At 65.0% G+C, this 13458-nt stretch carries 14 protein-coding genes; 2 read left to right on the top strand and 12 right to left on the bottom strand.

The features are described 5' to 3' along the window. Positions 1 to 2: 2 nt before the first annotated feature. From GVL12_RS09300 to GVL12_RS09275, 6 genes are all read right to left on the bottom strand, one after another. Positions 3 to 794, bottom strand: coding sequence for an ABC transporter permease (locus GVL12_RS09300; RefSeq protein ID WP_159913136.1), 792 nt, complete (start codon positions 792 to 794; stop codon positions 3 to 5). Beyond that, entirely contained in the window at positions 784 to 1335 is a 552-nt protein-coding gene (gene rfbC / locus GVL12_RS09295; RefSeq protein WP_159913134.1) for a dTDP-4-dehydrorhamnose 3,5-epimerase, read from the bottom strand. Before rfbC ends, GVL12_RS09300 begins: the two co-directional genes overlap by 11 nt. Then, positions 1332 to 2219 carry a glucose-1-phosphate thymidylyltransferase RfbA gene (rfbA, locus tag GVL12_RS09290; RefSeq protein WP_159913132.1) on the bottom strand — a complete coding sequence of 296 codons (888 nt, stop codon included), beginning with the start codon at positions 2217 to 2219 and terminating at the stop codon, positions 1332 to 1334. The genes rfbC and rfbA overlap by 4 nt, the downstream gene beginning before the upstream one ends. Positions 2220 to 2225: 6 nt before the next feature. Beyond that, positions 2226 to 3113 (bottom strand): dTDP-4-dehydrorhamnose reductase, encoded by an 888-nt coding sequence (gene rfbD, locus GVL12_RS09285; RefSeq protein WP_159913130.1) that lies wholly within the window; start codon positions 3111 to 3113, stop codon positions 2226 to 2228. Beyond that, the gene (gene rfbB / locus GVL12_RS09280; RefSeq protein ID WP_159913128.1) at positions 3110 to 4171 is read right to left on the bottom strand and encodes a dTDP-glucose 4,6-dehydratase; all 1062 of its coding nucleotides are present in this window, start codon (positions 4169 to 4171) and stop codon (positions 3110 to 3112) included. Before rfbB ends, rfbD begins: the two co-directional genes overlap by 4 nt. 258 nt (positions 4172 to 4429) lie before the next feature. Then, positions 4430 to 5206 (bottom strand): type III pantothenate kinase, encoded by a 777-nt coding sequence (locus GVL12_RS09275; RefSeq protein ID WP_159913126.1) that lies wholly within the window; start codon positions 5204 to 5206, stop codon positions 4430 to 4432. A 161-nt stretch (positions 5207 to 5367) separates the two neighbouring features. On the opposite strand from GVL12_RS09275, the gene lysM reads away from it, so the two are divergent. Beyond that, positions 5368 to 5850 (top strand): peptidoglycan-binding protein LysM, encoded by a 483-nt coding sequence (gene lysM, locus GVL12_RS09270; RefSeq protein ID WP_159913124.1) that lies wholly within the window; start codon positions 5368 to 5370, stop codon positions 5848 to 5850. Positions 5851 to 6150: 300 nt separating this feature from the next. Here the strand turns inward: lysM and GVL12_RS09265 are convergent, their stop codons facing one another. From GVL12_RS09265 to glyQ, 6 genes are all read right to left on the bottom strand, one after another. Next, entirely contained in the window at positions 6151 to 6591 is a 441-nt protein-coding gene (locus tag GVL12_RS09265; protein ID WP_159913122.1) for a rhodanese-like domain-containing protein, read from the bottom strand. 71 nt (positions 6592 to 6662) lie between these two features. Then, positions 6663 to 7646 carry a M48 family metallopeptidase gene (locus tag GVL12_RS09260; RefSeq protein ID WP_159913120.1) on the bottom strand — a complete coding sequence of 328 codons (984 nt, stop codon included), beginning with the start codon at positions 7644 to 7646 and terminating at the stop codon, positions 6663 to 6665. Positions 7647 to 7654: 8 nt separating this feature from the next. Further along, positions 7655 to 8395 carry a 1-acyl-sn-glycerol-3-phosphate acyltransferase gene (locus tag GVL12_RS09255; RefSeq protein WP_159913118.1) on the bottom strand — a complete coding sequence of 247 codons (741 nt, stop codon included), beginning with the start codon at positions 8393 to 8395 and terminating at the stop codon, positions 7655 to 7657. 58 nt (positions 8396 to 8453) lie between these two features. Next, positions 8454 to 9041: an HAD-IIIA family hydrolase gene (locus GVL12_RS09250; protein WP_159913116.1), complete on the bottom strand. Its 588-nt coding sequence runs from the start codon at positions 9039 to 9041 to the stop codon at positions 8454 to 8456. Between the two features lie 16 nt (positions 9042 to 9057). Continuing rightward, a complete protein-coding gene (gene glyS, locus GVL12_RS09245) occupies positions 9058 to 11169 on the bottom strand; it encodes a glycine--tRNA ligase subunit beta (protein WP_159913114.1) in 2112 nt (703 codons plus the stop codon). A gap of 23 nt (positions 11170 to 11192) precedes the next feature. Continuing rightward, the gene (gene glyQ / locus GVL12_RS09240; protein WP_159913112.1) at positions 11193 to 12134 is read right to left on the bottom strand and encodes a glycine--tRNA ligase subunit alpha; all 942 of its coding nucleotides are present in this window, start codon (positions 12132 to 12134) and stop codon (positions 11193 to 11195) included. Positions 12135 to 12312: 178 nt separating this feature from the next. Here glyQ and GVL12_RS09235 point away from each other — a divergent pair, with 178 nt between their 5' ends. After that, the gene (locus tag GVL12_RS09235; RefSeq protein ID WP_159913110.1) at positions 12313 to 13449 is read left to right on the top strand and encodes an SPFH and helix-turn-helix domain-containing protein; all 1137 of its coding nucleotides are present in this window, start codon (positions 12313 to 12315) and stop codon (positions 13447 to 13449) included. Positions 13450 to 13458 lie beyond the last annotated feature (9 nt).

Raw genomic sequence — 13458 nt, 5'->3', positions numbered from 1 at the left:
CTTCACACCCAAAATGCAATGCGATTGTGCTTCTTATTGAACAACCAGACTGCACCAATCCATCCAACAACCAACATCAGCAAGTTTGTCTGAATTACAAACATGGGTGGAGCCACACCTAAAAGAGGATCTCTGATTATTTCGATGAAATAAGAAAGTGGATTCGCCCAGATGATGTTCTGACTGAATGGCAAATAGGCGGGGCGGTAAAAAACCGGGCTGACGAACATCAGCAATGGAATCACCGTTCCAACAATATGCTCCAAGTCTCTGAACCGCGCACCCAGCAAGCTGACCACCAGGCAAATCCACAATAGATTCAGCGAAACCAGCAACAAGCCGGGAATGAACAGCAAAGTATTCAGATTGAAAGGCACATTCAAGATAAGCGCCAGCACAATAAACACAGGAATATTGTGCGCAAAATTGACCAGATGCCTGAAAATCAACTGCAGCGGATGGATCGACAAAGGCAGGTTCATGTTCCGTATGATGGATGCCTGCCGTCCGTACAGACCACATGATTCGGTGATCACACCCGAAACAAGCTGCCAGATGATCAATCCGGCAGTCAATGTCGGCACAAAGCTCTTCGCATCGACTTTCAGCAACTCGCTCCAAAGCATGCCTAAGCCGACCGAGCCGATCGCCGTGCCCAAGGTAATCCAAAGTGGTCCGAGAACGCTGCGTTTGTAGCGCGCTCGCATATCGCTGAGCGCCATGAAACTCACCACAGACCAATTTTCAAAAGCCCTCTTGAGGTCATCCTTTGCCGGAAATTTATCAGCACTCATCAAACACCTCCGCATCTTGAAAATAAGATGCTGCCAAATCTTTTTCTGATAATTTCGGGATGCAACCTGCAGGCCAATCAATATTCAACGTGGGATCATCCCAGCGTATGGATCGCTCATGCTGAGGCGCGTAATATTCAGTGGTTTTGTAGAGGAAGTCTGCAGACTCACTCAAAACGATAAACCCATGCGCCAGCCCAGGAGGCACCCATAGCTGCTGCTGGTTTTCCTCACTCAACTCGACTCCCACCCACTCTCCAAATGTGGGAGATTTCCTGCGCAGATCGACCACCACATCAAAAACAGCGCCCTGCACCACACGCGTCAGCTTTCCCTGCGGTTGCTTGACTTGATAGTGCAATCCTCGCAGAACATTGCGGGAACTTCTGCTGTGGTTATCCTGAACAAAATCATAGTTACCGCCTACGACTTGATCAAACTCTTTCTTATTGAAACTTTCCAAGAAAAATCCGCGCTGATCACCAAATACCTTGGGTTCAAGCAGGATGACCCCCGGAATTTTCAATGGAGTCGCTTTCATGCACTCACCTTCTCTTTCAGCAGGCGCAAAAGATATTGCCCGTAACCATTCTTCGCCAATGCTTTCCCCAAATTTTCCAGTTGCCCGGCATCGATCCACCCCTGGCGAAACGCGAGTTCCTCGGGACAAGCCACTTTGAGGCCCTGGCGGTTTTCGAGCGTGGCGATGAACTGGCCGGCTTCGAGCAGGCTTTCATGCGTGCCGGTATCGAGCCAGGCATAGCCACGGCCCATGATTTCGACCTGCAGTTGCGCCTGCTCCAGGTACATGCGGTTGAGGTCGGTGATCTCGAGTTCGCCGCGCGCCGAAGGCTTGAGGCGCTTGGCCATTTCGACCACCTGGCCGTCGTAGAAGTACAGGCCGGTCACCGCGTAGTTGCTTTTCGGCACGGCGGGCTTTTCCTCTAGCGACAGCACCTTGCCCGAAGCGTCGAATTCGGCGACGCCGTAACGCTCGGGATCCTGCACATGGTAGGCAAAGACGCTTGCGCCTTCGTCGCGTACCTGGGCACGGGCCAGCAGGTGCTGGAAGTCGTGGCCGTAGAAAATGTTGTCGCCCAGCACCAGCGCGCTGGGCGCACCGTCCAGGAACTGCTCGCCGATGATGAATGCCTGGGCCAGCCCGTCCGGGCTGGGCTGCACCGCGTATTCGAGGCGCAGTCCCCACTGGCTGCCGTCACCGAGCAGTTGCTCGAAGCGCGGCGTGTCCTGGGGCGTACTGATGATCAGGATCTCGCGTATGCCCGCGAGCATCAGCGTGCTCAGCGGGTAATAGATCATCGGCTTGTCATAGACCGGCAGCAGTTGCTTGCTGATCGCCAGTGTCGCCGGGTGCAGGCGAGTGCCCGAGCCGCCGGCCAGGATGATGCCCTTGCGTTGTGTCATGGTTGTTTATAGAGTTTCTTGAAGCATGCGGACCACACCCTGCTGCCAATGGGGCAGCCGCAGGCCGAAGCGAGACTGCAGCCTTGATGTGTCCAGGCGGGAATTGAGCGGCCGCCGGGCAGGGGTGGGAAAGGCCGTGGTGGGCACGGGCGCGATCTCGCTGACGCGCAGCGGCAGTTCGGAGCGCAACGCGCGCGCGGTCTCGATCACGAATTGGGCATAGGCGTGCCAGCAGGTTTCGCCCGACGCCACGAGGTGGTACAGCCCCAGGTCCTGCGGCGAATGGCCTGCATGCCGGATCGCATGCGCGGTCACATCGGCGATCAGATCGGCTCCCGTGGGCGCGCCCCACTGGTCGTCGATGACCGTCAGGCGTTCGCGCTCCTGCGCCAGACGCAGCATGGTCTTGGCGAAATTGCCGCCGCGCGCGGCATAGACCCAGCTGGTGCGGAAAATCAGGTGCCGGCAGCCGGACGCGGCAATTGCCTGCTCGCCTTCGAGCTTGGTCCGGCCATAGACCGACAGCGGCGCGGTCGCGGCGTCTTCGCTGCGCGCCGCGCTGCCGCTGCCGTCGAACACGTAGTCGGTGCTGTAGTGCACCAGCAAGGCGCTCAGCGCACGGGCTTCACGCGCCAGCAGCGCGGGCGTGGTGGCGTTGAGCAGGCGCGCGCGCTCGGGTTCGGCCTCGGCCTTGTCGACGGCCGTATGCGCGGCCGCATTGACGATGACGTCGGGGCGCAGCGCGCGCACGCTGCGCGCGACGCTGTCGGGATCGGCGAAATCGCCTGCGTGCGGACCCTGGCGCCCCAGGGCGATGACTTCGCCGAGCACGGCCAGGCTGCGCTGCAACTCCCAGCCGACCTGGCCCGTGGGGCCCAGAAGAACAATTCTCATGCGTTCGCGTATTGGGTCTGCACCCAGTCCCGGTAGGCGCCGCTTTGCACCTGGGCCACCCATTCGGGATTCTCGAGGTACCACTGCACCGTCTTGCGAATGCCGGACTCGAACGTTTCCGCGGGTTTCCAGCCCAGTTCGCGCTCGAGCTTGCGTGCGTCGATGGCGTAGCGGCGGTCATGGCCGGGACGGTCTTTCACATAGGTGATCTGGCCCGCATAGCTCTGGCCATCGGCGCGCGGACGCAGCTCGTCGAGCAGGGCGCAGACGGTGTTGACGATCTCGACGTTGGGCTTTTCGTTCCAGCCGCCGACGTTGTAGGTCTCGCCCAGACGACCGGCTTCAAGCACGCGGCGTATGGCGCTGCAGTGGTCCCGGACGTAAAGCCAGTCGCGCACCTGCATGCCGTCGCCATAGATCGGCAGCGGCTTGCCGGCAAGCGCGTTGACGATCATCAGCGGAATGAGCTTTTCCGGGAAGTGCAGCGGACCGTAGTTGTTGCTGCAGTTGGTGGTCAGCACCGGCAGCCCGTAGGTGTGGTGCCAGGCGCGCACCAGATGGTCGCTGGCCGCCTTGCTCGCCGAATAAGGGCTGTTGGGCTCGTAGAGGTGCTCTTCGGTGAAGGCCGGCGCCTGGGCATCGAGCGATCCATAGACTTCGTCGGTGGATACATGCAGGAAACGGAAATCCTGCTGCTGTTCGGCCGGCAAGTCACTCCAATATCCACGCACGGCCTCGAGCAGGCGGAAAGTACCGACGATATTCGTCTGGATGAAATCTTCCGGGCCGTGGATGGAGCGGTCCACATGGCTTTCCGCCGCGAAATTGACCACGGCGCGCGGCCGGTGCTGCAGCAGCAGTTGCGACAGCAGCGCGCTGTCGCCAATATCGCCTTGCACAAATACATGGCGCGGGTCGCCATTCAGGCTCGCGAGATTGTGCAGATTGCCGGCATAAGTCAGCTTGTCGAGATTGACGACCTGTTCATCGTGGGCCGCGAGCCAGTCGAGAACGAAATTGGCACCGATAAAACCTGCGCCGCCTGTGACCAGAATCATGGGGGAAATTAGTTAGATGCCTCTTGGCGAAGCGGTAAATTATCGCATCCACCTTCTGCTCCGGAGAACAGGGGTAGTCACTGACGGTAAGGTCTGCAGCGCAGATGAATCCATGCTGTACAGCCCGAATTCACCAGCGCCGGCAACCCTTAGTGGATGCAGCGTGCAAACCGTCTCATTGAGAAACAATTTATTACAGATTGCAGTGACTGTGCACAGCGGCATGGGCTGCATGGCGGCCGCCCACCGCCGCGCCCATCACGACTGCCAGCGTTGCGCGGCAATCACCAGCAGGCCATCGAAGATCAGGTTGTCGGTGAGCTCAAACGGGCGCGACATGCTGGGCGCCATTTTCCATCCTGCGCCACCGGCCATGATGCAGGCCGGCGCCTCGCCGCAGCGTGCGCAAAGATGCTGATAGATGCGTTCGACGGCCCCGGCGATCGCATAGGTGCCGCCGCTGGTCAGCGCGTCGCTGGTATTGGTCGGAAAAAGCGTGACCTCGCCCGTGGGCACGTGCAGGCCCGCGGTACCGGTTTCGAGCGCGCGCAGCATGATGCCGTGGCCGGGCAGGATCAGGCCGCCGAGAAAATGGCCTTCGGCGTCGAGCGCATCGACGGTCACCGCCGTGCCGACCATGACCACCACCAGCGGCCGGGGCACGCCCTGGCGCAGCACCTGGTGGCGCGCGCCTATCATCGCCACCCAGCGGTCGGCGCCCAGGCGCGTGGGGTGGTCGTAGCCATTGACCACGCCGGCCTCGGCCACCGACGGCACCACCCACTGGGGAACGACATCCCAGTGCGCCATCTGCTCTATCTGCTGCTGCACCCGGCGCATGACGGCATCGCCCGCGACCACGCAGCCGAGCATGCGATCGGGCGCGGGCAGGCCCGCCCAACCGGTTTCGGCCAGTTGATCGATATGCTCGAGAAATTCGGCGCCATGCGCCAGCAGGGTGGCGCCAGGATGCGCCGCGTCGTACAGCGCCCACTTGAGACGGGTGTTGCCAACGTCGATGGCCAGAAATGTCATGCGGCGGATTATCCGGAGTTTTGCGCTGATTGGGGGTTTCATGCGCACTGTGGCGGAGATATAGCTGTCGAGCCGGCAGGGGTTGACAGGGCGTTATCCCACGCCACGGAACGCGAACCGAGGTTAAAGTAAAGCCTCTTTGCTTTCACAGGAGTCATCCCATGGGTCTTTTCACTTTCATCAAGGAAGCCGGCGAGAAGTTGTTTGGTGGCAAGGAGGCGCAGGCTGCGCCAGTGCCGGGAGCATCGCAGGAAGACCGGAACATCAAGGCTGCCAGCGCGATCGAGGCCTATATCGCCACCCAGAAGCTGGGCGCGAGCAACGTCAAGGTGACGTTCGATGGTGCGCAAGGCAAGGTCACGGTCACGGGCGACGCGCCCACCCAGGCCGCGAAGGAAAAGATCACGCTGTGCTGCGGCAATGTCGCCAACGTGACTTCGGTCGACAACCAGATGAACGTCACCACCCCCGAGCCCGAAGCCCAGTACCACGATGTGGTGCGCGGTGACACGCTGTCGGCGATTGCCAAGAAGTACTACGGCGACGCCAACAAGTACCCGGCGATCTTCGAAGCGAACAAGCCCATGCTGACCCACCCCGACAAGATCTATCCGGGCCAGAAGCTGCGCATTCCCGCGCTGTAAGTTAGGCCCCCACGCTTGCTCGGCTGACGCCGTAGCTGCGCTGCCCCCCAAGGGGGCCGTCCGCCGCCTTGGGGCGGCCCGGCGGCGGCGGAGTTGCCCCCACGCTTGCTCGGCTGACGCCGTAGCTGCGCTGCCCCCCAAGGGGGCCGTCCGCCGCCTTGGGGCGGCCCGGCGGCGGCGGAGTTGCCCCCACGCTTGCTCGGCTGACGCCGTAGCTGCGCTGCCCCCAAGGGGGCCGTCCGCCGCCTTGGGGCGGCCCGGCGGCAAAACTGGATGCGCCCCTTTATCGGGCCCGCAGGCTCACTGCCGCCAGGGCAGGCCCGCAAGCCGCCAGCCCCCGACGCGCCCGCGCTGACCGTTCTCATCGGCATCGCCTTCAAAGCCTTCGAGAATGTTGTAGGCCTCCAGGCCCAGCGCCGCCGCGCGCTGCGCAGCCGCGACCGAGCGCACGCCGCTGCGGCACAGCAGCACCACTTTCATGCCTGCGGGCACGGCCGCGCGCAGCTGGGCGTCGAAATCGGCGTTCGCCGCCATGCCCGGCCATTGCTTCCAGGCCACGGCCTGGGCGCCGGGCACGCGCCCTACCCATTCGCGCTCGGCGTCGGTGCGCACGTCGACCAGCACCGCCTGCCCCTGTTGCACCCATTGCCAGGCCAGCGCCGCGGGCAGATCGCCTGCATAGCCCTGGGCGGGCCGCACGCCGGAAGTCGTCGAAGAATCGGGAGTCGGAGAATCAGTCATGGTGCACAGTCTCGCAGAACTGCCGTCGCGTTTCCAGCGACAGCCTGCACCGGACCGCGGACTTTGACGCCTCAAGCGTCGTCGTCGGCCCACAGCGGCGCGGGCTGGTCGCGCAGGCGCTGGCGCAGCGCGCGGTAGTCGGGCAGCACGCTGGCCACCGTGGCCCAGAAGCGCGGGCTGTGGTCCATGTGCCGCAGATGGGACAGCTCGTGCACCACGACGTAGTCAATGACTTCGGGCGCGTAATGCAGCAGACGCCAGTTCAGCCGGATCGCGCCATCGCTGCGCGCGCTGCCCCAGCGGGTGCGCGCGCTCGACAGCCGCAGGCTGCGCCACTGCACACCCAATTGGGGCGCGAAATGGTCCAGGCGTGCGGTGAAATGGCTGCGCGCGGCGTGCAGCCACCAGGCATGCACGCGGCTGCGCACCAGCTCGGCAGACGCATCGGCGGCCAGCGCCAGCTGCAAGGCCCCGAGCGCGGGCTGCAGCTGCGCTGCGGGAATGCCGGGCCCGGGCGTGACCAGTGCCACACACAGCGTGCCGCCCAGATACGGCAAGACCGTCTGCGCGCCCCATTGCAGACGTGCGCTCTGCGCCTCCAGGCCGCGCTCGCGCTGCTCCGCCAGCTTGCGCACGATCCAGTCGGCCTTGTCCTGCAGCACGCGCTCGACCACGCCCAAGCTCGAAGTCAGCGGCGCACGCACGCGCAGGCCTTCGACGCCCACGGTCATGCCGACGCTGCGCCGGCGGCTGCGTTCGAGCAGATAGCCGACGCGAATGCCCGACAGCTGCAGATGGTGGCTGGCCTGCGGATGCACAAACGCCACCGCAGGCGCGATGCACGGTGGCGCAGGCAGCTCAGGTTCAGGCGTGGGCGCAGGTGCGGAGAGTGGCACCAGTTCCAGTTGCAGTCCCTCGGGCTGTGCCGGACTGCCGGCAGGCGGGCCCGTTGGCGGCGACGGCGCGCGCCGCTGGCGCTTGACCAGTTGGCCATCGACCAGCGGCACCTCGGGCGGCGCCAGCCAGTCCCAGGCACGCTGCAGCAGGCCTGCCATGGCCGTTCTCAGCGCGCGTAGGCTTCGGGGTCGAGGCGCTGCATTTCGCTTTCGATCCAGGCTTCGACTTCGAGCATCAGTTCATCGTGCTTGCGGCCCGTGGTCGGGATCTGCGGGCCTACGCTCACATCGACCATGCCCGGGCGCTTGATGAAGGCCTTGCGCGGCCAGCACTTGGCCGACGTCACGGCGACGGGCACCACGGGTACGCCGGCCATGATGGCCAGGCGCGTCGCGCCCGACTTGTAGACACCCTTCTCGCCACGCGGCACGCGCGTGCCTTCGGGGAACATGATGACCCAGGTGCCCTGGGCCAGCAGCCGCTTGCCCTGCTCGACCACCTTGTGGAAGGCGCGCGAGCCGTCGGAGCGGTTGATGTGGATCATGTCCAGGCTGCCGATGGACCAGCCGAAGAACGGCACCTGCAGCAGTTCCTTCTTGAACACATAGGCCAGCGGGCGCGGCATGATCGCCGGCATCAGGAAGGTCTCGTAGGTCGACTGGTGCTTGACGAGCAGCACCACGCCCTGCTGCGGATCGGTCGGCAGATGCTCCATGCCCTGCACCCGGTAGCGCACGCCCATGAACCAGCCCGCGCTGTCCACGCTCAGCTTGAGCCAGGCGCGCGCGATCCGGTAGCGCGTACGCGCCGATGCGCCGAACAGCCGCACCACCAGAATGGCCAGCGTATAGGGAATGCAGGTCACAGCCATCCAGAGCATGTGAATCACGGAGCGGATCAGTGGCATGGCGAAATCAGTCCAATCAAGTAATCAGCGGGACGCGGCGGCGTGCAACGCCCGGCACTCATGGCAGCTTGCCCGGCGCGGACGGTGGCGGCAGCGGTTCGGCCGGCACGAGACTTGCGACCAGCTCGGCCAGGCTCGCGTGCGTGCGGGTCTGCGGCGGGAATTCGGGCGGCAATGGCCGACCGGACAGCACCTCGGCCGCGGTCTGCGCGCACACCAGATGCAGGTGGGCGCCCAGATGCGCACCGGCCTGCAGGTGGGCGGCGCCACTGCCTATCACCCAGGTTTCATGGGACTCGGCGCCATAGCGCTCGGCGATCTGCCGCATCAGCCCGGGCGCGGGCGCACGGCAGCCGCAGCCCTCCTCGGGCGCATGCGGGCAGTAGAACACGGCCTCGATGCGCGCGCCGGCCGCGGCCAGCGCGCGGTGCATCCTGGCGTGCATCGCATTGAGTTCGCCCAGGCCCACCTCGCCCAGGCCCAGCCCGGGCTGGTTGGTGGCCAGCACCACATGCCAGCCGCCGCGGTTGAGCCGGGCCACGGCCTCGAGCACTCCGGGCAGCGCGACCCAGCTTTCGGGCGCGTGCAGGAACGGCTCGCCGGCCGCGTTGAGCGTGCCATCACGGTCGAGGATCGCGAGCTTCATGGCCCAGGCCTGCGGGTCAGGTGGCGAGGCGCGACAGGTCGGCCACGCGGTTCATGGCTTCGTGCAGCGTCGCCAGCAGGCCCAGGCGGTTGGCCTTGAGCGCCGGGTCTTCGGCATTGACCATCACCTGGTCGAAGAACGCGTCCACGGGCGCGCGCAGCACCGCCAGCGTCTGCAGGCTGGCCGTGTAGTCGCCTTCGGCAAACTGCGCGTCCGCGCGCGGCACGGCGGTCTGCAGCGCCTGGTACAAGTCCTTTTCGGCGGTTTCCTGCAGCAGGTCCGCGGCGACGCGGGCCTGCACGGCAGTCTCGGCCTTCTTCAGGATATTGCCCACGCGCTTGTTGGCCGCAGCCAGCGCCGGCGCTTCGGGCAGCGCGGCAAACGCGCGCACTGCTGCCAGGCGCTTTTGCACGTCGGCCAGCCGCTGCGGGCGCAGGGCCAGCACGGCGTCGACCTGCTGGGCGCTGAAGCCCTGCTCGCGCAGGTTGCCGGCCAGGCGCTCATAGATGAAGTCGAGCAGCGCCGGCGTGGCGTCGGCGATCTTGTCGCCAAACGCGGGAATGGCGCTCACCAGCAGGGTTTCCAGGTCCAGCGCCAGGTCCTTCTCGACCAGCATGCGGACCACGCCCAGCGCGTGGCGGCGCAGCGCGAACGGATCGCGGTCGCCCGTGGGCAGGTTGCCGATGCCGAACATGCCGACCAGCGTCTCGAGCTTGTCGGCCAATGCCACCACCACGCCGACGTCATTGCGCGGCAGTTCATCGCCCGCGAAGCGCGGCTTGTAATGGTCTTCGATGGCGTCGGCCACGGCGACATCGAGGCCGTCGTTGAGCGCGTAGTAGCGGCCCATCGTGCCCTGGAGTTCGGGGAATTCACCGACCATGTCGGTCACCAGATCGGTCTTGGCCAGCTGCGCGGCCAGATCGGCCTGGCGCGCCAGCGCACTGTCGCCGAGTTGCTGCGCAATCGACTTCGCAATGGCGCGCACGCGCTCGACGCGCTCGCCCTGCGTGCCCAGCTTGTTGTGGTAGACCACCTTGCCCAGCCCCTCGACGCGCGAGGCCAGCGTCTTCTTGCGGTCCTGGTCGAAGAAGAACTTGGCGTCGGCCAGGCGCGGGCGCACCACGCGCTCGTTGCCGCCGACCACGGCGCTCGCATCGGCCGGACGGATATTGCTCACCACCAGGAACTGGTGCGTGAGCTTGCCATCGGCGGCCAGCAGCGGAAAGTACTTCTGGTTGGCCTTCATCGTCAGGATCAGGCATTCCTGCGGCACGCCGAGGAATTCCTTCTCGAATTCGCAGATCAGCACATGCGGGCGCTCGACCAGCGCCGTGACTTCGTCGAGCAGCGCTTCGTCCTCGATGGGGCGCACGCCACCACCGACCAGCTCGGCCGCGGCCTGCAGCTGGCGCGCGATATCGGCGCGGCGCTCGGCAAAGCTGGCGATCACCGCGCCCTGCTCGGCCAGTTGGCGCGCGTAGCTGTCGGCGCTTTCAATGACCACCGGGTCCACGGCCGCCTCGAAGCGGTGGCCATGGGTGGCGGAGCCGGCCGTCAGGCCCAGCGCCTTGACGCCGACCAGCACCTGCGTGCCGTGCAGCGCGACCAGGCCATGGGCCGGGCGCACGAAGTGCACGCTGGTCCAGCCGTCCTGCAGCTGGTAGCGCATGACCTTGGGGATGGGCAGCTTGGCGATCGCTTCGTCCAGGGCCTTTTGCAGGCCGTCGGTCAGCTGAGCGCCACGCGCCGTGCTTTCGAAATACAGCACGTCGGCCTTGCCGTCGTGCACGCGCTGCAGGCCGGCCACGGCCGAGGCATCGGCGCCCAGCGCGGCGAGCTTCTTGAGCAGCGCCGGCGTGGCCTGGCCGTCGGCCGTCAGGCCCACCGTGGCGGGCATGAGCTTTTGCGACACGGCCTTGTCGGCCGCCTGCGGCGCGACTTCGGTGATATGCGCGGCCAGGCGACGCGGCGAGGCATAGGCCGTGAGGCGCGATTCGGCGCTGGTCAGACCGTGGGCCGCGAGCTGGTCGAACAGCACGCCGGCAAACGCGTCGCCGAGCTTTTGCAGGACCTTGGGGGGCAGTTCTTCAACGAACAGTTCAACGAGAAGATTCGAGTGGTTCATGGTGTTATCTCTGTCGCAGCGGCTCAGGCGGTCTTCTTGGCGGCGGCGGATTGCTCGGCCTTGGCCAGGTCGGCCAGCACTTCCTCTGCCCAGGCCTTGGGCGCCATCGGGAAGCCCAGGCGCGCGCGGCTGTCGAGGTAGGCCTTGGCGACGGTGCGCGCCAGATTGCGGATGCGGCCGATATAGGCGGCGCGCTCGGTCACCGAAATCGCGCCGCGTGCGTCCAGCAGGTTGAAGCTGTGCGCGGCCTTGAGCACCTGCTCGTAGGCGGGCAGCGACAAGGACTGGGTAATCAGGTGCTGGGCCTGCTTTTCATGCGCAGCGAAGGCCGTGAACAGGAAGTCGGCGTCGGCGTGCTCGAAGTTGTAGGTCGACTGCTCGACTTCGTTCTGGTGGTAGACGTCGCCATAGGTCAGCGTGTCGGTCCACTGCAGGTTGTAGACGTTGTCCACGCCCTGCAGGTACATCGCCAGGCGCTCGAGCCCGTAGGTGATCTCGCCGGTCGCGGGCTTGCAGTCGATGCCGCCGACCTGCTGGAAGTAGGTGAACTGGGTCACTTCCATGCCGTTGAGCCAGACTTCCCAGCCCAGGCCCCAGGCGCCCAGCGTCGGGTTTTCCCAGTCGTCCTCGACGAAACGGATGTCGTTCTTCTTCAGGTCGAAGCCCAGGGCTTCGAGCGAGCCCAGGTAGAGCTCGAGAATGTTGTCGGGCGCGGGCTTGAGCACCACCTGGAACTGGTAATAGTGCTGCAGGCGGTTCGGATTCTCGCCGTAGCGGCCATCCTTGGGACGGCGGCTGGGCTGGACATAGGCGGCCTTCCAGGGCTCGGGGCCGAGGGCCCGCAGGAAGGTGGCGGTGTGCGAGGTGCCCGCGCCCACTTCCATGTCATAGGGCTGCAACAGGGCGCAGCCCTGGGCGTCCCAGTACGACTGCAATTTCAGGATGATTTGTTGGAATGTCAGCATGACTTTTTGAGCTTGCGGCAGGCCGGTCCTGCGCTTCGGTAAGTGCGCGCGCGGTGCGCGTAAACCGTGATTTTATGTCGGCGACCGGGATTGCCGCCCGGGCCACCCGCCATGGGCATGCGCCGCCATGGGTCGCCCTACAATGGGCTGCACGTTTTCCACTCCGCCAAGGCCAGCCATGAGTCTGTTGAAAATCATCACCAAGCAACTGATCGAGGTCATCGAATGGACCGATGATTCGCGCGACACCCTGTCCTACCGCTGGCCCGACGAAGACAAGGAAATCAAGAACGGCGCCCAGCTCATCGTGCGCGAGTCGCAGCAGGTGCAGTTCGTCTCCGAAGGCCAGTTCGCCGACCTGTTCCAGCCGGGCCGGCATACGCTGAGCACGCAGAACATTCCCATCCTGTCGACGCTGCAGGGCTGGAAGTACGGCTTCCAGTCGCCGTTCAAGTGCGACGTCTACTACCTCAACACGCGGCTGTTCACCGGCAACAAATGGGGCACGGCCAACCCGGTGATGCTGCGCGACAAGGACTTCGGCGTGGTCCGCATCCGCGCTTTCGGCTCCTACGACTTCCGCATCGTCGAGGCACCCAAGTTCCTCAAGGAAGTCGCGGGCACCGACCAGAACTTCCGCCTCGACGAGTTCGCCGACACCATGCGCTCGCGCATCGTCAGCGTGTTCACCGAAGCGCTGGCCAAGGCGCATGTACCGGTGCTCGACGTCGCCACGCGCTACAGCGACCTGGGCGATGCGCTGCTGCAGCTGATCAACCCGGCGATGCGCGAGAAGTATGGCCTGGAGATCAGCAGCTTCATTCTCGAGAACGTGTCGGTGCCGCCCGAAGTCGAGCAGGCGATCGACAAGCGCTCGAGCATGGGCGCGATCGGCAACCTCAACGACTATGTGAAGTACCAGATGGGCCAGGCCATGGCGGCCGGCGGCGAAGGCAGCGCCGCGGCCACCATGCCCGCGACCATGGCCATGGGCTTTGGCATGGCGCAGGAAATGATGCGCAGCATGCAGTCGGCGCCGGCCGGCGTGGGCACGGCAGGCGTTGCCGGTACGGCCAATGCCGGCGCAGTCGCGCCAGCGGACGCATTTTCACCCGCGGCCGCCCAGGCCACCCAGACACCGGCCGCAGCCCCGGCCGCGCTGCAGGTGCTCACGCCCGAGCAGGCCGCGCAGTTGCTGGGCGTGGGCCTCGACGACGTGATGTCTGAAATCGAGGCCGGCCACCTCAAGGCACGCAAGATCGGCAGCAGCTGGCGCATTGCGCAAACTGCGCTGGACGAATTCCTGCGCGGCTGAGCCAGCCCC

Origin of the sequence: Pantoea sp. 18069 (assembly GCF_902706035.1) — a bacterium.
Lineage (GTDB): Bacteria > Pseudomonadota > Gammaproteobacteria > Burkholderiales > Burkholderiaceae_C > Comamonas.
This window is presented reverse-complemented; position numbering and strand designations above follow the sequence as displayed.